Source organism: Klebsiella ornithinolytica (assembly GCF_030505655.1).
Taxonomy (GTDB): Bacteria; Pseudomonadota; Gammaproteobacteria; order Enterobacterales; family Enterobacteriaceae; genus Klebsiella; species Klebsiella ornithinolytica.
The window spans coordinates 1,294,556-1,314,334 of record NZ_CP130153.1 but is presented as its reverse complement, the minus strand read 5'-3'; the positions used below and the strand labels follow the sequence as shown (position 1 = coordinate 1,314,334).

Genomic DNA, 19,779 nt, shown 5'->3' with positions numbered 1-19,779 from the left:
CGATCGTATGGCCTGGCGCGCATTATAATGAGCAACACCGGCGCTGCCTATGGATGAAGGTAACATTTTGTTAAAATAAGACGAGTTTTAGCAACACATAAAACAGGGGAATTGGGCATCTGCCGCTATTGCAGGGTAAAATTCGCCGTCGCCACCTGGCCACTCTCGTCCATGACGACCAGTTGATAACGGTCGGGTCGCTCCAGCGGCAGCGTGACGCTGGCGCCAGCGGTAGTCTGGGATTCGCCATTAAGAAACCACCAGCGCCGCCCTTCGCCACCGGTTGTCTGCAACGCCAGCATGACCCGCGCCGTTCCCGGTAAACGTTTAATCACCGCCCCCTCGCGCACGCCTGACAGCACCAGCGGCGCCACATCCGTCGCCTGCGGCGGCGGGCAGTCCGGTGAAACCGCGCCCAGGCGGGCTGCCCGCCGCTCCGCAGGGGGCAGCCAGGACTCCAGCGGCAGCGGCCAGACATCGACGACTTTCCGCACCGCGCCGGGGCAATCCGCCGCCACCCGCCGTCCCTGCTCATCTAACCAGATGGGGAAGCGAATACCGCGCCCCTCTTCCTGGCCCGGCAACAGCAGCGTCGGCGGCTGGCTGTCTTCCAGCAGCCATGTCGCCAGTCGACGTCGACAGTTGCTATCGCCTGATACCAGGCTCTGCCCGCCGGGCCAGCAGATCGTTGCCGCGCTGACCGTCTGCGGACGCGGATCGGTGGGCAGACCGCCGCGTCCCATGGCCGGTCGCGCCAGCAGCATATTATTGACCTGGTTCAGCAGAGGCACCGCGCTGGCAAAACCAAACTGCCCCACCACCGGGGTGCCGTCCGGCCGTCCGGTCCAGATACCGATCAGGTAGCGGGCATTGACGCCAATGGCCCAGGCATCGCGGTAGCCGTAGCTGGTCCCGGTTTTCCACGCCAGCGGAACCACCTGCACCAACGAAGCGTCCGGCACCGGCTGGGCCTCGCCAGCCAAAATTCGCCGGACTATCCAGGCCGCCGCCGGCGACAACAGCGGTCTTTCCACCAGCGGGTCATCCGGCGTCATCCGCAATCGCGCGACCTTGCCATGGCGGGCGAAGGCGCTATATCCGGCCACAATATCTTCCAGTTTTGCTCCCGTCCCGCCGAGGATCAGCGACAGGTTGGGTTCCGCGCCGGCCGGTAATATCAGCGGCAAACCGGCATTGCGTAAGTTGGCGGCGAAGCGCTTCGGCCCATAGGCTTCAAGCACCTGAACCGCCGGAAGATTCAGCGAGCGCACCAGCGCTTCGCTGGCGCTGACCGGCCCATGGAAACCGCTATCAAAATTTCCGGGCCGGTAATCACTAAAGCGGCGCGGCACATCCTGTAATAAAGATGCCGGATGAATAAGCCCGTCATCCAACGCCATACCATAGACAAACGGTTTTAAGACTGAACCCGGCGAACGAATCGCCGAGACCATATCGATATGCCCGAAGCGACTATCGTCGGAAATATCTGCCGACCCGACCCAGCCCCGCACTTTCATACTGGTATGGTCGACCACCACCATCGCCAGCGAGCTGCGCGGCGGCAGGCGCGATTTCCAGTTGAGCGCCAGATCTTCCAGCTGACGCTGGAGCCCGGCATCCAGCGTCGTCACCACTTTCTCCCGGCGGCCGCTCGCCAGTGCCCGCCGGGAAAAAAGCGGCGCCAGCTGCGGCATCTGTCGTGGAAACAGCCATACCGGTTCTTCAATCGCCTCCTGTACCGCCTTATCGGGCCAGACCCCCTGACTGCGCATCCGCGTCAGTACTTTATCCCGCGCGGCCTGAGCCCGCTGCGGCCAGCGGTCCGGACGTAGGCGGCTCGGCGCCTGCGGCAGCACGGCCAGCAGGGCCGCTTCACCATAGCTGAGCTGCGCGGGGGGTTTACCGAGATAAGCCCAGCTGGCAGCGCCAATTCCCTGCAGCGTCCCGCCAAAGGGGGCGCGGTTAAGATACAGCGTCAGGATCTCGCTTTTTGATAAATGCCACTCCAGCTGCAGCGCGCGCCAGAGCTGGCGCAGCTTGCCGCCGAAGGTTCGGGGATGGGGATCGAGCAGCCTCGCGACCTGCATAGTCAACGTGCTGCCACCGGAGACGACTCGCCCGGCGGTCAGGTCTTGCCAGGCCGCGCGAATAACCGCAAACGGGTTCACCCCCGGATGCCGCCAGAACCAGCGATCTTCATACTGGATCAGCGCCTGCAGATAGCGCGGCGACACATCATCGAGAGCGACCGGATAGCGCCAGACTCCCTGCTTATCCGCAAAACGCCACAGCGGCGTGCCATCTTCCGCTACCACCACCCGGGCCGGCGCCACCTCATGCAGCGGCAACGGCCACAGACGATCGGCCGCCAGCACCGCCAGCCATAGCATAATGATCAACGCCGCCAGCCAGCGCCAGCGGCGTTTTATCTGTCGCAGCCGCCGCATTTACGGGGTAACAGTCAGCGGGCCGCTGGCCGCGCCGGTCGCCCGCCACTGCGGAATATACATCGACTCTACCTGCGGCTGCGGAACCTGATATGTTCCCGGCGTGACCGCGCGCGCCAGATACACCAGCGTCACCGGCTGCCCTTCGTTAATTGCCACGGCGGCGACAAAGCGATCGTCACGAAACTCGATATGCTGAATATCCGCCTGCTGCATCTGGTTAAGCAGGTTCTGCACCGCGTCGCCGTTCTCCTGCAGGCTGGCGCTGCTGTTCGCCAGGTTCTGGTTTTCCAGCTCCAGTCCCGCCGGCAGCAGGTCCACCACCAGCGCATCCGGAACATTGCGTTTGGCGGTTACCTCCAGCTTCACCAGCACCAGCTCGCCGCTACGCAGCGAGGTCAGCGACTTCTGCTGACCGCGGGTATCAAAGATTTGACGCTCAATGCCCAGTACGTTCCCCGTGGCCTGCGGCGCAGCGAGCGGGTATCCGCTGCTATCAAGGCGCAACCAGAGCGGACGATCGCCGGTGTTGCTGACCTGCAGGGTCGCCAGCTGTTCAGCGCTCAGATTGCGGGTCTGCGCTTTATCCGCCGCCAGCGGCTGCGCCTGCAATGAGGTTTGCGCCTGCCAGCTGCCGGGTAAGCCCTGTAATGTCCGGCCGGCCAGGAACAGCGCATTGGTCTCCTGGGTTGAAAGCCAGCGCTGACCGTAGGCCTCTTCCGCAAGGGTGCTCAGTAAGGTGTTCTGCGCATCCGGCAGCAGTTGATTCTCCTCCAGCAGGGCCAGCTTCAGCGCATCATCGCGCAGGGCGCTGCCATAATCGCCCAGCCAGCGGTCCGTATCCTGACGCGGCGTACTCATCGCCAGCGTCAACGCCTGCTCAGCACGCGGCGCATCGCCCATCGCTTTAAGGGCGATCCCCAGCTGCAGCAGAGGCAGGCCAGAACGCGCCTGCTCATGACGACTCCAGATTTCGCGGAGGGCACCAAGGGGGGCTTTTTGCTGACGGGCCAGCACCAGGGCGGCATAGGCCTGAGCGGCGAAACGGCTGGCCGCCGCGTCATCGCTGTAGCGAACGGTCATCAGTCCCGGCTCCTGCAGATAGCGCAGCAGACGCTGGTTACCGTTATTCATCGCCTGAGTCGGTACGCTATAGCCCTGCTCGCCTGCTCTCACAAGGAAATCCATGGCATAGGCGGTCAGCCAGTACTCTTCCGGCCCCTCTTTGTCCCACAGCGCAAATCCGCCATCGTCACGCTGCATATGCAGCAGTCGGGAAATACCGATCTCTACCGCCGCACGGCGCTTTTCATCACTGTCGCCGGCGATGCCCAATGCTTTGAGCTGCGCGGCGTTGGTGTAAAGCGACGGGAACAGACCGCTGGCGGTCTGTTCCAGGCAGCCATAGGGATAGGCTTTCAGGTCGCGAATATAGCGGGCGAGATTCAACGGCGGCTTACCGCTGAACACCAGCTGTCCCTGCAGCGTCGCCGGTGAGAACCCCTGGGTTTGCCCGACTGGCGCCTGCCAGCGTTCCCCCGGTTGCAGCACCACGCCACTATTCACGGTTTGCGCCGGGAAGGCCGGACGTACGCCAATTTTCCACTGTTTCTGCATCGGAGGGAAGGTCTCACCCGGCAGAGCCACGCCGGTAATCGTGGCATTCACCTGACCATCGCCAAAACCATCGCGGGCGCTCACCGGGACAAACAGCGTACTGCGCGCGCCGGGCGCCAGCTGTAGCGGAGGAATGGCCGCGCCATCGAGCTGCAGCAAACCGCTGGCGCTCAGCGCGACGTTCAGCGTTTGCGGCCTGTCGGTGAGGTTACGCAGATCCAGCGCCAGCCGGGTTGCGTCGCCGTTGGCGAGGAAGCGCGGCGTATTCAGCTCGGCAATCAGCGGCGCGGCCACCACCACTTTCTCGTCGCTGCTGCCAAAATCATCGGCGGTCCACGCCTGCGCCATCACCCGCAGCTCGCCGTTGAAATCGCCAATCGGCAGCGTCACCGCGCCTTCGCCACGCTCGTCCAGGATCACCGGCTGCGCCTGCTGGGCAATAATCGTGACGTGGTTAACCGGCGGTTTACCGCCGCGTTTGAGTTCATCGCCGTCACCGCCGAAGCGCAGGCTGGCGAGACGCCCCTGCCCTTCAATCACCTGACCGTAGATATCATAAATATCCGCGCCGTAACGCTTCTGACCAAAGAAAGCCTTCCACGGATCCGGAGTGGCGTAATCGGTGATATTCAGCACGCCGCTGTCCACGGCGGAGAGCAGCACATTGACCTGTTTTGGCACCTCCCCCTGCGCCACGCTGGCTTTGATTTTCACCGTCAGCGGCTGATTCGGGCGTATTTTTTCTGGTGCATCCAGCGCAAGCGTCAGGCGGCGGTTTTCATCGCCCAGCGGCAGGTGCAGCAGACCCACCGCCCGTTTTGGCGTCGCCGAGCGGGATTTATCCCCGGGGCGAATCACCAGGGTGCTGAGGTAGAGATCGTGACGGTTCCAGGTTTTATCGACCGGAATCGACAGCGCCATACCCTCCGCCGGGACGTCAATTTCCTGCCACCACAGCGGCCCTTCGCTGGATTCAACCATCGCATAACCTTTTCCCGCCGCAGGCGCGGCGATATGCAGTTTGATAGTGTCCCCCGGTTTATAGGCCGCTTTGTCCAGCTTCATGGTGACCCGATCCGGACGCGCGGCTCCTGTGCCATCGCTGTTATCCTGCCAGCTGTAGCCCGCCCAGAAGCGCACGCTGCTGATCACGTCATCAGGCCCCTTCACTTCCAGGCGGTAGGATCCCCACTCCACCGGGAAACTCACTTTCGCCGTTTGCCCGGCCTGCAGATCCAGAGACTGTTCGCCTTCCTGCAGATCTTTTTGATCGAACTGAGACTGCCAGCCTTCGCCGTCAGACCAGTTCCAGTAGTAGTCGCGGCGCTCGCGAATCAGCCGTACCTGTAGCCCGGAGACCGCTTTTTTCTCGCCTTTGGCATCGGCGTAGACAATCTCAAACGCCGCGGTGCTGTTTTCTTCTACCACCGGCTGTTTCACCGTACTGTCGGTGCGATAGTCGTAGACCTCTTTGAGGGCAAATTCAGGGCGGATCCCCGGCAGCGTATCGGCCGGCCAGATCGGCTGCTGTACGGTACGGGTAACCGGTCGGCCGCCTGACTCCAGCAGGCTGGCCTGTAAAACCACCTGCAGCGGCGAATGGCTATCCTGCCACTGGCTGGCGGTAGTCACGTCGGCATGGCCTTTTTCATCCAGCGTCGTCTGGACTTCATCCAGGCTGCGGGAGAGGTTTTCTTCGGCAATATCACCAAACTGGAAGCCCGGCAGCGCTGCAACCGCATCGCGCAGCGGACGCAGGAACAGTTTTCCCTGGAGCTGATTGCCGCTGGCCGGGGCGCCATACAGATAGGCGCCGGCAACGTTAAAGCGCACATCGGCATCCATGGCCAGCGGGGTATTTTGCGGCGTCAGATTCAGCGCCATACGCTCAGGCATAAAATCTTCGACGTGGAAATCCCACTCGCGCGGCTGATTGTCGCCGGTGCTGGCGCGGATATGCCACATACCGGTCGCCGCCCCGCTATCAAGCGGCCAGGTAAACTGATACAGACCATTGACCGGTTTGCTGACCAGCGAGCGGATCACCTGACCGTCCGGCTGAACCACGTCGAACTTCACCGGCTGCTCGGCCAGCGGTTTGCCGTCGCCGTCACGGAGCAGCGCGTTGAGGATGACCGTCTCTCCCGGACGATAAAGATCGCGCGGACCAAACATAAAGAACTGCTTGCTGAATCCCGGGGCGCCGGCAATCGAGAACTCGGCCAGATCCAGTGCAGGAAGTTTGAGATCCAGCAGGGTGGTCTGCCCGTCTTTTCGCGCCAGCAACAGCGCCGCTTCTTTATCATCGGTTTGCAGGGTCACGTGCCCCTGGGCGTCGCTTTTCGCCTGGGCGAGAGTTTGCCCTTTCGCATTCAGCAGCTGCACATCGATACCCGATTGCGCCGCACCGTCTTCGAGACTCTGGGTAAAGACATCCAGCCGGTTACGATAACGGTGCGCCGATACGCCGATATCGCTCAACGTAAACAGCGTCGCAGCGTTGCTATAGCTGTAGCGTCCCGCCGGATTCATCACCGCTACGTAAACGCCCGGCTGCTGCAACGGCTTAATATCCGCCAGCGGCAGCAGCAGTTTCTCCCGCGTGTTGCGCGCCGGATTGAGATCGAAACGCCCGGTATAGACCAGATCGGCCATTTTCAACAGCTCGTCAGACTCCCAGTTACTCAATGAGTTACGATATTCCCACTGGCTGACAAAAGCGGACAGCGACTCCGGCTTGATACGGAAAAAGTTGACGTCGACGTTATCGACGTTCAGCGCCATAACCGGCAGCCCGGCAACCACTTTGCCCGGCAGCAGCGAGCCGCGGCTGGCAAAACCGACGCTCGGAGCAATATCGCGGGTGGTAATGGTTTTTTCAAAATGGTTATCAAAGGTCGCCGCGTTCAGCGCACTCAGCGTCGGGTCAACGGAGACAATCAGTTCGCGTTTCGGCTCAAGATGACGTAGCCGCAGCGCTTTCAGGTCAGGAGAGAGTTCCCAGGCACCATCCACCTTGCCGCTTTTTTTATCGACAAGATGTACGCTGCGTGAGAAATCCTGATCGGGATTAAGCGGCACAGAGAAGGTGAGCACCATCGCCGCCGCGCCGTCCAGCTGGATTTCCGAGGCGTCGAGCAGCGTCAGCGCTTTACCTTTGCTTTTTTCCGCCAGCGCCGCCAGCTGCGCGCTATCCGGTTTTGCAGTGCCCGTTTGCCCAGCGGAAGAGCCGGCTGGCGCGACGGCCTGCGGTTTACCGCTGTCATCGCATCCGCTGAGAGAGAGTGCCGTCAACAGTGCCAGCGACAGCGCCGCTAAACGAAATGGTTTCATCCTTTAACCCCTTGGCCTGAACAGCCAGATGCCTGTAGTGAACACATTATTATGCGCTAACGGCGGAATTACCAATTGCTTATGCTATCGGCATCGCACAGGCGGTCTGATGTTCCGATAATACGCTTTCGGCAATATGCTTTATCTGGTACCCGATGAGAATAATAACGACAGTGTATTTGAGTCCGCGGAGGGCGAAAAATTGCCGCCCCGCACGATAAATATAAAATATGTGACCACGCGCATTTAAAAAAGCAGAAACGGACAATGTGGCAATTTAATTACCGCCTGAGAGTATAATTTCCCTCCTTGATTAATTCCGAAATTAAATGCACTACCGCTTTATAAATTGACAATACGCCCGTTTTCTCTTATCTGAACGCTATACCGCCATATTTCATGCCCTCTGATACTGCTGGCAGTCGTCAATTTTCATCTCCAGACGGAGAAATGACCTCATTGCCGAAGCCCGTTCAACCGCATGATTACCGGTATCTTTCAATATGCCCACGTTGGCTAAAAAAACGGATAGTCGTTCTGACCGCCCGCGCTGCTGATTCAATAACGGCACAACCGTCATTCGTTCCGTATTGATATATTAAATAAGTAATATGGGAATTATTTATGTCACAAATGAACGCGCTGTTAATTATTATTTTCATTCTTTATACAGGCGATGTTATCTCTACCCGCACCAAAGCCTGGATCCCTTCCGTCTTTGTCTGTGCGGTCCTGTTTCTGGGCGGATACTGGACGTTTTTTCCGCCTGATATTATTAGCCGGGCGGGGATCACGGCGCCCGTTGCCATCATGCTGATGTATCTGCTGATTACCAATATGGGTACCCTGCTGTCACTGCAGGAGCTCATGCGCCAGTGGAAAACGGTAATCATCGCGCTTGCCGGTATTGCCGGGATAACGGTAGCCGTCTTCGCGGTGAGCCTGTTGCTATTTGACCGCAACACCGCGCTGGTGACCATCCCGCCGCTGGTCGGTGGGATCGTGTCATCATTAATTATGTCGCAAGGTGCAAGCAACGCTGGGCTGGTCGATCTGTCCGTACTGGCGATTCTGATTTACGTGATGCAGGGATTCGCCGGCTATCCCCTCACCGCCATCATGCTGCAACGCGAAGGAAAATCGTGGCTCAGGCGCTACCGCAGTAACAAACAGCATCATGAAAACGCTGAAGAACAGCCCCTCCTCGCCTGCGGCGAAGAAATAATGCCGCGTTTGTTTAGCCGCCTCCCCGCAAGCTACAACAGTAGCTATTTTAAATTTCTGCGCCTGGCGATGGTCGGCTGTCTGGCCTGGTTTATCTCCGACCTGGCAAAACCCATCGTTAGCATCAGTCCGTTCGTGCTGTGTCTGTTTTTTGGCGTGGTCTTTACTTCCGTAGGGTTTCTCGAAAAACACACGCTACAAAAAGCGAACGGGTTCGGCTTTGCCGTCATGGCATTGATGCTGTTTATCTTTGATACCCTGAACAAAGCGACGCCGGAGATGCTGCTACGCCTGCTTTATCCGATGGCGGTGCTCATCGCCACGGCGGTTATCGGCATGTTTATGGTTTCCTGGCTCGTGGGGAAAGCGCTCGGCGTCAGCGGCGCCATGTCATTCGCCATCTCCCTGACCGCGCTGTACGGCTTCCCGGCGGATTACATCATCACCAACGAAGCCATTAACGCCCTTACCCAGGATGAAAAAGAACGCCAGATGCTGACTCAGCACATGCTGGGGCCAATGCTGGTTGGCGGGTTTATCTCCGTGACGATTGTTTCCGTCATTCTGGCCGGAATACTGGTGGGTTATCTGGCGCCGGTGATCGACTGAACCGTTTCATTTTCTACGAACCTATGGAGTCCGTTTTATGATTAACCCCGTTATTACCGCCATCATCGCCAGAGAAGAGCAGGCAACAATCGACTTTCGCCGCGATCTACACGCCCACCCGGAGCTGCCGTGGGAGGAGCGACGAACGACGGATCGCGTCGTGGCGGAACTGGAGAATATCGGCATCGCCTGTCGCCGTACCGTTCCGACCGGCGTCATTGCAGACATTACTGGCAGTAAACCGGGCAAAACGGTGGCACTGCGCGCCGATATGGATGCGCTGCCGGTGCATGAGCTCAACGATCGGCTCAGCTATAAATCGCTCACCGCCGGGAAAATGCACGCCTGCGGGCATGATTCCCATACCGCAATGCTGCTTACCGCCGCCCGCGCGCTGTATGAGGTTCGCGAGCAGATGGCCGGTAACGTACGGTTAATTTTTCAGCCCGCCGAGGAGATTGCCGAAGGCGCCAAAGCGATGATCGCCCAGGGGGCCCTGGATAATGTCGACAACATTTTTGGCATGCACATCTGGTCCGGCTCGCCTTCCGGCAAAATATCCTGCAACGTGGGGTCGTCATTTGCCTCCGCAGATTTACTCAAAGTCACCTTTCGCGGCCGCGGCGGTCACGGTTCCATGCCAGAGGCCTGCATCGATGCGGCGGTTGTCGCCTCCGCCTTCGTGATGAATTTACAGGCTATCGTGGCGCGTGAAACTTCGCCGCTGGACTCCGCCGTGGTCTCTATCGGTCGCATGGATGTCGGCACCCGGTTCAACGTGATTGCCGAAAATGCGCTCCTGGACGGTACAGTACGTTGCTTCAGCATCGAAACCCGCCGGCGCCTGGAGGCCGCAATCACGCGCTATGCGCAGCATACTGCGGCGATGTATGGCGCCAGCGTTGACGTCGACTACTGCTACGGCACATTACCGGTGATTAACGAAGAACGCAGCGCATTGCTGGCGCAGTCCACGATCCGCGAAGCCTTCGGTGACGACGTGCTATTCAGCGAAAAACCCACGACCGGTGGGGAGGATTTCAGCTTCTATCTGCAAGATATTCCCGGTTGTTTTGCCCTGCTCGGCTCCGGTAATAAAGCGAAAGGGAGCGACTACGCCCACCATCACGGATGCTTCAATATCGATGAACAAGTGATGAAAACCGGCGCCGGGCTGTACGCTCAGTACGCCTGGCGCTATCTGCATCAAGACCGCTTCTGATCGCTTCTCCCCGGTGTACGCCGGGGACATATCACATTACGGTATGTATTACGTGAAAATGCCTTGTCGGTAAGGGCAAAAACATCAACAATCTACCTATTGTTGATGACACGGAGACAGCCATGTCCACTTCGTTTTTTGTCGCCGCTGACTGGTTAGCGGCACATATTGATGACCCGGAAATTCAGATTATCGATGCGCGAATGGCGCCGCCTGGGCAGGAAGATCGCGATTTGCACGCCGAATATCGCGCGGGTCATATTCCCAACGCCGTATTTTTCGATATTGAAGCGCTTTCCGATCGCACCAGCCCGCTGCCGCATATGATGCCGCGAGCGGAAGCCTTCGCCGTTGCGATGCGCGAGCTGGGGGTCAGCAGCGATAAACATCTGGTGGTTTACGATGAAGGCAATCTCTTCTCAGCCCCGCGCGCCTGGTGGATGCTGCGCACATTTGGCGTCGAAAACGTCTCGATTCTCGCCGGCGGCCTGGCCGGCTGGCAGCGCGATGAATTGCCTCTTGAGCAGGGAGTTCCCGATATTCCGGAAGGCGAATTTGACGGACGCTTCGATCCGGAAGTGATCAAACGGCTGACCGATGTACTGCTGGTTAGCCATGAGGGATCGGCGCAGATCGTTGATGCGCGTCCGGCCGGGCGTTTTAATGGCCTGGTGGATGAGCCTCGTCCAGGACTGCGTCGCGGTCATATTCCCGGCGCGCTCAACGTACCGTGGAGCGATCTGGTGATTAACGGCGAACTGAAAACTGTGGATGAGCTGAATGAGATTTTCATTCGCCAGGGCGTGGATTTCGAGCGGCCGATTATTGCCAGCTGCGGCTCCGGCGTCACGGCGGCGGTTGTGGTGCTGGCGCTGACGACGCTGGGCGTCAACGGCGTCTGTCTCTATGACGGCTCGTGGAGCGAATGGGGCGCACGTAGCGACCTGCCGATCGAACCGGCGCAATAAGAGAACAACAGCGGGGGCCGAAGCCCCCGCTGCTTTAGATAATGCGGTTCTGTTTGAAATCGCGCAGGAAACTGCCCCAGCGCTTTTCATAAAATGGCGTGATATGGGCAATCATAAAATGGCTGATCCCCTTTTCACCTTCAACCACCTGACAAATATCAACCGGCTCATCGCCAGGTAACGTATCGGTCGCCACGCTGCCTGCCGCCTGGATCACCTCTTCGATATCGCCTTCGGCTTCAATCCCGATCAGCAGGTTTGCCGGCGCATCAGCGCTATCTTTAATTGAGCAAAGAAATGCCCGTCTGACGGTCTTCATCGTTTTAAACAGCGTCGTCAGCGAATCAATCATCTGCGCCGGTGGCTCGGCGACTTCAGACAACAGCAAAGACTCGCCGCCTTCAAGCACGGTTTGGGTGCTGAGCGGGCTGCCCTCTTCCCCCAGCAGATGGCGGATCTCATTGGGCATAAACTCTTTACCGGTTGCCAGCTTCGCATTGAGGAACAGCGTTTCGCCGAGCGTCATCGCAAACAGCGTCCGTGCCGGCATCACCACAAACGATTGTTCATCTTCCACCGCCTGCTGCAGCGCTTCCAGAGAAGAGAAAAACGGAATCACCGAAGCGCCATCATCTTTCTCCCAGTGCTGCAGATCGACGGCACTCTCTTCGACAATCGGCTCACCTTCCGCTGCCGCCCCCGGTACCCACACGGTGGATTCCAGCAGCGTACGGAAAAATGCCGGGCGGTGACCTGGCTCGGTCGCCGCCTTTTCCAGCAGAGTTTCTAATTCATTTTTAGTTTCGGACATATTTTCATTACTTTAAATTGCCCGGCGGCGCTGCGCTTGCACGGGCCTACGAATTTCCCCGGCCGGATAAGCGCAGCGCCACCGGCAAGAGCATTACTCTGCGGTTAACAGATGAGCAATCGTGCGCACGCCGAGGCCGGTGGCGCCGGCAGACCACTGCTCAACCGCCGCTTTGCGATAGGTCGCCGAGCAGTCGATGTGCAGCCAGCCCTGGTGATAATTTTCAACGAAATGCGACAGGAAACCGGCTGCAGTGCTGGCGCCAGCCGGATAGGCCGCGCTGCCGGTGTTGTTCAGCTCGGCGAAGTTAGACGGCAGCTGGCCGCGGTGGAACTCGGCCAGCGGCAGGCGCCAGAAGGCTTCGTTTTCCGCCTGCGCACTCGCCAACAGACGGTTAGCCAGCGAGTCATCAAAGCTGAACAGCGCGTGATAGTCATTACCGAGCGCGGTTTTCGCCGCCCCGGTCAGGGTCGCGGCATCGATGATCAGCTCAGGTTTCTGCGTCGAGGCATCAATCAGACCATCCGCCAGCACCAGACGACCTTCAGCGTCGGTGTTCATGATTTCCACAGTCTTGCCATTGCGATAGCGAATGATGTCGCCGAGTTTAAAGGCATTACCGCTGATCAGGTTGTCCGCACAGCACAGATACAGCTTCACGCGTTTGTTCAGGCCGCGGGTAATCGCGAACGCCAGCGCGCCGGTAACCGTTGCCGCGCCGCCCATATCGGACTTCATCGAATCCATAAACGCGCTTTGTTTGATGCTGTAGCCGCCGGAATCGAAGGTGATACCTTTCCCGACCAGGCAAGCGTACACCGGGGCCTCTTTATTGCCGGTTGGGTTGTAATCCAGCGCCAGCAGTACCGGCGGACGCTCGGAGCCGCGGCCAACGGTATGCAGGCCAAGATAGCCTTGCTCACGCAGGTCTTCACCTTTCGTGATGCGGTATGTCACGTTGTCGCAGGCGACGCTGCACAGCAGATCGACCGCGCGCTGAGCCAGCTGTTCCGGGCCAAGCTCTTCCGCCGGCGCGTTAATGGTATCCCGCACCCAGTCAATAATCGTCAGCCGATTGTCCAGCTCGCTTTTCTGCGCGTCGTCCAGCGCCGGCCATTCCACCTTGCGGCTGCCTTTCGGCCCTTTGTAACCGGCCCAGAATGCCCACGCGCGGTCGGTATCCCAGCCTTCGCCGCTCAGCGCGACATGTTTGATCCCCATCCCGTCGACTTTACGCGCCGCGCGCTGAATCAAACCGAGGTCGTCTTTACCGTTCAGATGCAGGGTGATGCCGTCATTATTAATGCTGTAAGCCGCTTTTTCTCCCCAGCGCGCGTCGGCGGGTTGGGTCGTCAGCGTAATCTTCATGGCTTCGGTCATTTTATCTTTATCCTTATTTGGCAAAGGAGCCGCATTTGGCAAAAGGGCCGCCAAAAGGCAGCCCATATTATTTTTCCGATGTTTCACGCTGCAGGAGAAGGCGGTCAGCCGCTCATTCACCGGGCCCACAGATTACTGTGCGGCGGGAGTGAGCAAACACGACCCACGCATCTGCAGCGTGAAACATGTTGCGGAAATTATTCTGCTTCATCTAACCAGACTAGCAGAATCGCCTCCAGAATTTTTTCATTGGATGCGGTCGGATTGTCATCAAAATCTTCCAGCTCGCAAATCCACTGATGCATATCGGTGAAGCGAACGGTTTTCGGGTCGAGATCCGGGAAGGCGTCATACAGCGCTTCGCCAATTTCACGACTATCGGTCCATTTCAGTCCCATATTAATGCTCGCGTGCGTGGTTGATAGTATAACGCGGGATCTCGACGACCAGATCATCGTGGGTCACGCGCGCCTGGCAGCTCAGACGGCTGTCGGGCTCCAGCCCCCAGGCCTTATCCAGCATATCATCTTCATCTTCGGTACTTTCGGCCAGCGAGTCAAAACCCTCACGCACGATGCAGTGGCAGGTGGTGCAGGCACAGGATTTTTCGCAAGCGTGTTCAATCTCAATGCCGCTACGCAGAGCAGCATCCAGAATGGTCTCACCGATCTCAGCTTCCACAACTACGCCATCCGGGCACAGGTCCTGATGGGGCAGAAAAACAATCTTTGGCATATTAAACCTCGTCCACGGATTGGCCTTTCAGCGCAGTACGGACCGACTGGTCCATGCGGCGTGCGGCGAATTCCTGGGTTTGTGTGTCTGTATTTTTAATCGCATCTTTAATAGCGTCGGCGTCATCGCCTGCGGCAACCGCACGCAGCTGCGCCGTTGCTTCATCGATAGCCTGACGTTCTGCGGCGCTTAGCAGCGCGGCATCGGCGGCCAGCGCACTTTCCAGGCTCTCAAGAACGCGTGCGGCTTCCACTTTTTGCTCGGCCAGCATACGCGCCTTGATATCCTGTTCGGCGTGACTCATCGAATCTTTAATCATGGTGGCGATTTCGCTGTCGGTCAGACCGTAGGAGGGCTTGACCTGAATGGAGGCTTCGACGCCGGTCGATTTCTCCATCGCGGTCACGCTCAGCAGGCCATCGGCGTCCACCTGGAAGGTGACGCGAATGTGCGCCCCGCCCGCCGGTAACGCCGGAATACCACGCAGCGCAAAACGCGCCAGCGAACGGCAGTCCTGCACCAGTTCGCGCTCGCCCTGCATAACGTGGATAGACATTGCCGTCTGACCATCTTTAAAGGTGGTGAACTCCTGCGCACGCGCCACCGGAATCGTGGTGTTGCGCGGAATCACTTTCTCCACCAGGCCACCCATCGTCTCCAGCCCTAAAGAGAGCGGAATAACGTCGAGCAACAGGAGTTCGCTGTCCGGTTTGTTGCCCACCAGGATATCGGCCTGAATCGCGGCGCCAATGGCCACCACTTTGTCCGGATCGATAGTGGTCAGCGGCGTGCGGCCAAAGAATTCACCGACGCGCTCACGCACCAGCGGCACGCGGGTTGAACCGCCAACCATGACCACTTCCAGCACCTCTTCCGCCGCCACGCCCGCATCTTTAAGCGCGCGACGGCAGGCTAACAGCGTACGTTTCACCAGCGGCGCAATCAGCTCGTTAAACTGCTCACGGGTAATATCGCCTTGCCAGCCGCCGACGTTGACGCTGACCGAATCGGCATCGCTGAGGGCGATTTTCGCCGCGATGGCCGCATCCAGAAGTTCGCGCTGCAGGCGATTGTCGCTACGATCGCTCAGCCCGGCCAGTTCACGGAGATAATCCGCCAGCAGATGGTCAAAGTCATCGCCGCCCAGCGCGGAATCCCCGCCGGTGGCCAGCACTTCAAATACGCCGCGGCTTAAGCGCAGCACCGAGATATCAAAGGTGCCGCCGCCGAGATCGTAAACCGCGATCACGCCTTCCTGACCGGAGTCCAGGCCGTAGGCAATGGCCGCGGCGGTCGGTTCGTTCAACAGGCGCAATACGTGCAGACCGGCCAGACGCGCGGCGTCTTTGGTGCCCTGACGCTGAGCATCGTCAAAATAGGCCGGGACGGTAATCACCACGCCGTCGAGTTCGCCGGACAGGGCTTCCGTTGCCCGGGCGGCCAGCGCCTTCAGGATGTCGGCGGAGACGCGAACCGGGTTGAGCAGACCGCCGGCGGTCTGAATCATCGGCAGACCATTTTCGCTGGCCTGCAGTTGGTAAGGCAGATGGGGGTAACGCGTCTGGATATCGGCCAGCGAGCGTCCCATCATCCGTTTCACGGAACTGATGGTGTTAACCGGGTCGAGGGCCGCATTGTGTCGGGCGTCGTAGCCGACGCTCAGGCCAGATTCATGGTAGTTAACCACGGAAGGCAGCAGGTAGCGTCCCTGATGGTCGGGCAGAGTTTCGGCCTGACCGCTACGCACGGTAGCGACCAGAGAATTGGTGGTGCCCAGGTCAATACCCGCCGCCAGACGACGCTGGTGCGGCGCGGCACTCAGACCAGGCTCACTAATTTGTAATAAGGCCATAATTGCTTCCGAAAATTAAAAATCGAGCAGCTTTTCTTCGAGTTGTTCTGCAACGCTCTGAAGTTTATCGAGAAAACGCAGTTTACGCACGGTATCCGCCGCCGCGTCCCACGTCTCGCTATTTAATTGTTCGACAACCTGCTGATGACGAACGTCGTACATCCCCTTCACGCGTTTGATAAATGCCGCCAGTCGTTCTTCATCCTGCGATTTTTCAATCTCATCCAGCTCTTCACGCAGCTCCAGCTGTTCCATCAGAAAAGCGGTATCGCGCACGGTGTGCTGCTCGCAGGCCAGGTCATAGCCGTGGAGTGAAAGGAGATATTCGGCGCGGGTCAGCGGATGACGGAGCGTTTGCCACGCCTGATTGATCGTGGCGGATTGCTGCACGGAGGCGAGCTGTTCGGCCGCGCTCGCGCTGGCGAACTTATCGGGATGATACTGGCGCTGCAAATCCTGGTACCGGACAGCCAGCTGTTCTTGCGAAAGGGTATAACTGACCGGTAACCCGAAGAGGGTGAAATAGTCCATAGTAACCTCAGGGTTAACGAGATAAAGCAAACCCCACTCACGATTCACCGCGGTGGGGTCCTCTACCCGTGCACATCGGGCCGCCTCTGCGTGGGCTGTAGTCGCTTACCCGCAGGACCGACTGCTGTCAGCCCCCGGGATTCACGCATTTACCGCCCTGATGCGGCCTGAAATACGTCGGATAGTGTCGGGATTATACGTTAAAGCTTTCGCCGCAACCGCACTCATCTTTAACATTCGGGTTTGTGAATTTAAACCCTTCGTTCAGGCCTTCTTTGACGAAGTCCAGCTGAGTGCCGTCGAGGAACTGCAGGCTTTTGCCGTCGATCACTACCTTGACGCCTTTATCTTCAAACACGGTGTCTTCTGCCGCCGGCTCGTCAACAAATTCCAGCACGTAGGCCATACCTGAGCAGCCCGAAGTGCGGACACCTAAGCGCAGACCGAAGCCTTTGCCACGGTTGGCCAGGAAGGAATTAACTCGCGACGCTGCGCTGTCGCTAAGAGTAATCGACATACAATAACCTCTTAATTATTTCGCTTCACGTTTGCTTTTATAATCCGCAATCGCGGCTTTAATCGCGTCTTCCGCCAGGATGGAGCAGTGAATTTTCACCGGCGGCAGTTCCAGCTCATCGGCGATATCGGTGTTCTTGATAGCCTGAGCTTCGTCCAGAGATTTCCCTTTCACCCATTCGGTAACCAGGGAGCTGGAGGCGATAGCAGAACCGCAACCATAGGTCTTGAAGCGCGCGTCTTCAATGATACCTTCATTGTTGACTTTAATCTGCAACTTCATCACGTCGCCGCACGCCGGTGCGCCAACCATGCCGCTGCCGACGCTGTCGTCGCTGTTGTCAAAAGAGCCGACGTTGCGCGGATTCTCGTAATGATCGATAACTTTTTCGCTGTATGCCATGATGAATTCTCCTTATACCCTACCGATTAATGATGTGACCATTCGATGCTGTTCAGATCCACGCCCTGTTTGAACATATCCCACAGTGGAGAAAGATCGCGCAGACGGCCGATGGATTTACGAACCAGATCAATGGTGTAGTCAATCTCTTCTTCGGTAGTGAATCGACCTAAAGAGAAACGGATAGAACTGTGTGCCAGTTCGTCAGTCATACCCAGTGCACGAAGCACATAGGACGGCTCAAGGCTTGCGGAGGTGCAAGCAGAACCGGAGGAAACGGCCAGGTCTTTCAGCGCCATAATCAGCGACTCGCCTTCAACATAGTTGAAGCTGACGTTGAGAATGTTCGGCGCGCCCTGCTCGAGGTCGCCGTTAAGGTAAACCTCTTCCATATCTTTTACGCCGTCCCACAGACGGTTACGCAGACCGCGCAGACGCGCCATCTCGGTTTCCATCTCTTCTTTCGCGATACGGTAAGCTTCACCCATACCGACGATCTGGTGGACTGGCAGAGTACCGGAACGCATGCCGCGCTCGTGACCGCCGCCGTGCATCTGCGCTTCAATGCGGATACGCGGTTTGCGACGAACGTACAGTGCGCCAATACCTTTAGGACCATAAATTTTGTGACCGGAGAAGGACATCAGGTCAACTTTCAGCTGGCTCAGGTCGATAGGCAGTTTGCCCACGCTCTGGGTGGCGTCAACGTGGTAAATAATGCCACGCGCGCGGCACAGTTCGCCGATGGTGGCGATATCCTGCACCACGCCGATTTCGTTGTTCACGTGCATGATGGAGACCAGGATGGTGTCATCACGCATCGCGGCTTCCAGCTCTTTCAGATCGATAATCCCGTTGCTCTGCGGCGCCAGGTAGGTAACGTCGAAACCTTCACGCTCCAGCTGGCGACAGGTATCCAGAACCGCTTTATGCTCGGTTTTGCTGGTGATAATGTGCTTGCCTTTTTTCTGATAAAAGTTGGCTGCACCTTTAATCGCCAGGTTGTCGGATTCCGTTGCACCGGAGGTAAAGACGATTTCACGCGGATCGGCACCGACCAGTTCAGCAATCTGATTACGGGCGATATCAACCGCCTCTTCAGCCTGCCAACCGAAACGGTGTGAACGAGAGGCCGGGTTACCAAAGGTCCCGTCCAGGGTCAGGAACTGCATCATTTTCTCGGCAACACGCGGGTCCACCGGCGTTGTTGCGGAGTAATCGAGGTAAATCGGTAATTTCATTGCTCTTTAACTCCGTACATCACTCAATGCAAGGAACCAGGCAACCGGCTTGATGTACGACCGGGGACACGGGATGTCGCAACATCCCGGCCTGATTCTGAAATCTCTTTTTTATCGTTTTTACTCTGACTATTTCAGCCTGCCGCAGCGGTGCCGCAAGCTGAAACAAGACGAGTATTATGCACGCAGCTTGACGTCAATGGCGTCCTGAGTGCGGGTATTACGCTGGGATTCATGGCTATGCTGACGACCTGAAACATCGAGGATTTCCTGGTTATTCACCAGTTCACCCAGGGTGATGTTGTTCAGGAAGCCGGTCAGACGTTCGCTCAGGTCGCGCCACAGCGCGTGGGTCAGGCATTTATCGCCGCCCTGGCAGCCGCCTTTACCCTGACAGCGGGTCGCGTCAACCGATTCGTCTACTGCGCTGATCACTTCGCCTACGGCGATGCTGCCAGCTTCTTTACCTAACAAATAACCGCCGCCTGGACCACGTACGCTGGATACCAGACCATTTTTACGCAGGCGGGAAAACAGCTGTTCCAGATAGGACAGCGAGATTCCCTGACGTTCAGAAATATCAGCCAACGGAACCGGGCCCGATTCAGAGTTGAGCGCAACGTCCAGCATCGCGGTCACAGCATAACGCCCTTTAGATGTCAGTCTCATGTCTTACTTAACCTCAAACTCGCCCCTGCCCGGGCTTTTTATTAATATGGGTATTGCATAGCAGGGCCAAGTCTGACATTCCCGAGTAATTTGGTCAACTATTTACTTGACTGTTTTAGTCAGGTATTTAACCATCCGTGCGGTCTGTATTTGCCCGGCGGCGCTACGCTTGTGCAGGCCTGTGACGATGCAGGCCGCGTAAGGCAGAGCCGCTCCCG

General features: G+C 58.1%; 15 protein-coding genes. 3 read left to right on the top strand and 12 right to left on the bottom strand.

The genetic code is table 11. From position 1 onward, the window contains the following. Positions 1 to 125: 125 nt before the first annotated feature. Together pbpC and Q1L34_RS06270 are read right to left on the bottom strand one after the other, a co-directional pair. Complete coding sequence (gene pbpC, locus Q1L34_RS06275; RefSeq protein WP_327204404.1) at positions 126 to 2,450, bottom strand: peptidoglycan glycosyltransferase PbpC; 2,325 nt, start codon at positions 2,448 to 2,450, stop codon at positions 126 to 128. Beyond that, positions 2,451 to 7,400: an alpha-2-macroglobulin family protein gene (locus Q1L34_RS06270; RefSeq protein WP_032718053.1), complete on the bottom strand. Its 4,950-nt coding sequence runs from the start codon at positions 7,398 to 7,400 to the stop codon at positions 2,451 to 2,453. Between the two features lie 624 nt (positions 7,401 to 8,024). Between Q1L34_RS06270 and Q1L34_RS06265 the strand changes: the two genes are divergently transcribed. The 3 genes from Q1L34_RS06265 (at position 8,025) to sseA (ending at position 11,423) form a co-directional block, all read left to right on the top strand. Beyond that, entirely contained in the window at positions 8,025 to 9,233 is a 1,209-nt protein-coding gene (locus Q1L34_RS06265; protein WP_327204403.1) for a hypothetical protein, read from the top strand. A gap of 37 nt (positions 9,234 to 9,270) precedes the next feature. Then, positions 9,271 to 10,455, top strand: a complete 1,185-nt coding sequence (locus tag Q1L34_RS06260; RefSeq protein ID WP_004866358.1) for an amidohydrolase — start codon at positions 9,271 to 9,273, stop codon at positions 10,453 to 10,455. 122 nt (positions 10,456 to 10,577) lie between these two features. Beyond that, positions 10,578 to 11,423, top strand: a complete 846-nt coding sequence (sseA, locus tag Q1L34_RS06255) for a 3-mercaptopyruvate sulfurtransferase (protein WP_327204402.1) — start codon at positions 10,578 to 10,580, stop codon at positions 11,421 to 11,423. A gap of 34 nt (positions 11,424 to 11,457) precedes the next feature. Here the strand turns inward: sseA and sseB are convergent, their stop codons facing one another. The 10 genes from sseB to iscR form a co-directional block, all read right to left on the bottom strand. Then, on the bottom strand, positions 11,458 to 12,234 hold the full coding sequence (sseB, locus tag Q1L34_RS06250; RefSeq protein WP_032718057.1) for an enhanced serine sensitivity protein SseB: 777 nt from the start codon (positions 12,232 to 12,234) through the stop codon (positions 11,458 to 11,460). Positions 12,235 to 12,327: 93 nt separating this feature from the next. Continuing rightward, the gene (pepB, locus tag Q1L34_RS06245) at positions 12,328 to 13,614 is read right to left on the bottom strand and encodes an aminopeptidase PepB (RefSeq protein WP_004866367.1); all 1,287 of its coding nucleotides are present in this window, start codon (positions 13,612 to 13,614) and stop codon (positions 12,328 to 12,330) included. A gap of 197 nt (positions 13,615 to 13,811) precedes the next feature. Beyond that, positions 13,812 to 14,012 carry a Fe-S cluster assembly protein IscX gene (gene iscX, locus Q1L34_RS06240; RefSeq protein WP_004866369.1) on the bottom strand — a complete coding sequence of 67 codons (201 nt, stop codon included), beginning with the start codon at positions 14,010 to 14,012 and terminating at the stop codon, positions 13,812 to 13,814. Between the two features lies 1 nt (position 14,013). Next, complete coding sequence (gene fdx, locus Q1L34_RS06235) at positions 14,014 to 14,349, bottom strand: ISC system 2Fe-2S type ferredoxin (RefSeq protein ID WP_004866372.1); 336 nt, start codon at positions 14,347 to 14,349, stop codon at positions 14,014 to 14,016. Position 14,350: 1 nt separating this feature from the next. Beyond that, on the bottom strand, positions 14,351 to 16,201 hold the full coding sequence (gene hscA, locus Q1L34_RS06230) for a Fe-S protein assembly chaperone HscA (protein ID WP_004866374.1): 1,851 nt from the start codon (positions 16,199 to 16,201) through the stop codon (positions 14,351 to 14,353). Positions 16,202 to 16,216: 15 nt separating this feature from the next. Then, positions 16,217 to 16,732 carry a co-chaperone HscB gene (gene hscB, locus Q1L34_RS06225; protein WP_004866378.1) on the bottom strand — a complete coding sequence of 172 codons (516 nt, stop codon included), beginning with the start codon at positions 16,730 to 16,732 and terminating at the stop codon, positions 16,217 to 16,219. Between the two features lie 193 nt (positions 16,733 to 16,925). After that, positions 16,926 to 17,249, bottom strand: coding sequence for an iron-sulfur cluster assembly protein IscA (gene iscA, locus Q1L34_RS06220; RefSeq protein WP_004866380.1), 324 nt, complete (start codon positions 17,247 to 17,249; stop codon positions 16,926 to 16,928). 15 nt (positions 17,250 to 17,264) lie between these two features. Beyond that, positions 17,265 to 17,651 (bottom strand): Fe-S cluster assembly scaffold IscU, encoded by a 387-nt coding sequence (gene iscU, locus Q1L34_RS06215; RefSeq protein ID WP_004866383.1) that lies wholly within the window; start codon positions 17,649 to 17,651, stop codon positions 17,265 to 17,267. A 26-nt stretch (positions 17,652 to 17,677) separates the two neighbouring features. Further along, the gene (gene iscS / locus Q1L34_RS06210; RefSeq protein ID WP_004866386.1) at positions 17,678 to 18,892 is read right to left on the bottom strand and encodes a cysteine desulfurase; all 1,215 of its coding nucleotides are present in this window, start codon (positions 18,890 to 18,892) and stop codon (positions 17,678 to 17,680) included. Positions 18,893 to 19,069: 177 nt separating this feature from the next. Then, positions 19,070 to 19,561, bottom strand: a complete 492-nt coding sequence (iscR, locus tag Q1L34_RS06205; protein ID WP_004866388.1) for a Fe-S cluster assembly transcriptional regulator IscR — start codon at positions 19,559 to 19,561, stop codon at positions 19,070 to 19,072. Positions 19,562 to 19,779 lie beyond the last annotated feature (218 nt).

What these genes read in the sequence shown, in the direction of transcription:
- iscX (WP_004866369.1), bottom strand. Translation starts at nt 14,012, where the DNA reads ATGGGACTGAAATGGACCGATAGTCGTGAAATTGGCGAAGCGCTGTAT.
- Q1L34_RS06265 (WP_327204403.1), top strand. Translation starts at nt 8,025, where the DNA reads ATGTCACAAATGAACGCGCTGTTAATTATTATTTTCATTCTTTATACA.
- iscS (WP_004866386.1), bottom strand. Translation starts at nt 18,892, where the DNA reads ATGAAATTACCGATTTACCTCGATTACTCCGCAACAACGCCGGTGGAC.
- pepB (WP_004866367.1), bottom strand. Translation starts at nt 13,614, where the DNA reads ATGACCGAAGCCATGAAGATTACGCTGACGACCCAACCCGCCGACGCG.
- iscR (WP_004866388.1), bottom strand. Translation starts at nt 19,561, where the DNA reads ATGAGACTGACATCTAAAGGGCGTTATGCTGTGACCGCGATGCTGGAC.
- Q1L34_RS06270 (WP_032718053.1), bottom strand. Translation starts at nt 7,400, where the DNA reads ATGAAACCATTTCGTTTAGCGGCGCTGTCGCTGGCACTGTTGACGGCA.
- Q1L34_RS06260 (WP_004866358.1), top strand. Translation starts at nt 9,271, where the DNA reads ATGATTAACCCCGTTATTACCGCCATCATCGCCAGAGAAGAGCAGGCA.
- hscB (WP_004866378.1), bottom strand. Translation starts at nt 16,732, where the DNA reads ATGGACTATTTCACCCTCTTCGGGTTACCGGTCAGTTATACCCTTTCG.
- hscA (WP_004866374.1), bottom strand. Translation starts at nt 16,201, where the DNA reads ATGGCCTTATTACAAATTAGTGAGCCTGGTCTGAGTGCCGCGCCGCAC.
- iscU (WP_004866383.1), bottom strand. Translation starts at nt 17,651, where the DNA reads ATGGCATACAGCGAAAAAGTTATCGATCATTACGAGAATCCGCGCAAC.
- sseB (WP_032718057.1), bottom strand. Translation starts at nt 12,234, where the DNA reads ATGTCCGAAACTAAAAATGAATTAGAAACTCTGCTGGAAAAGGCGGCG.
- fdx (WP_004866372.1), bottom strand. Translation starts at nt 14,349, where the DNA reads ATGCCAAAGATTGTTTTTCTGCCCCATCAGGACCTGTGCCCGGATGGC.
- iscA (WP_004866380.1), bottom strand. Translation starts at nt 17,249, where the DNA reads ATGTCGATTACTCTTAGCGACAGCGCAGCGTCGCGAGTTAATTCCTTC.
- sseA (WP_327204402.1), top strand. Translation starts at nt 10,578, where the DNA reads ATGTCCACTTCGTTTTTTGTCGCCGCTGACTGGTTAGCGGCACATATT.
- pbpC (WP_327204404.1), bottom strand. Translation starts at nt 2,450, where the DNA reads ATGCGGCGGCTGCGACAGATAAAACGCCGCTGGCGCTGGCTGGCGGCG.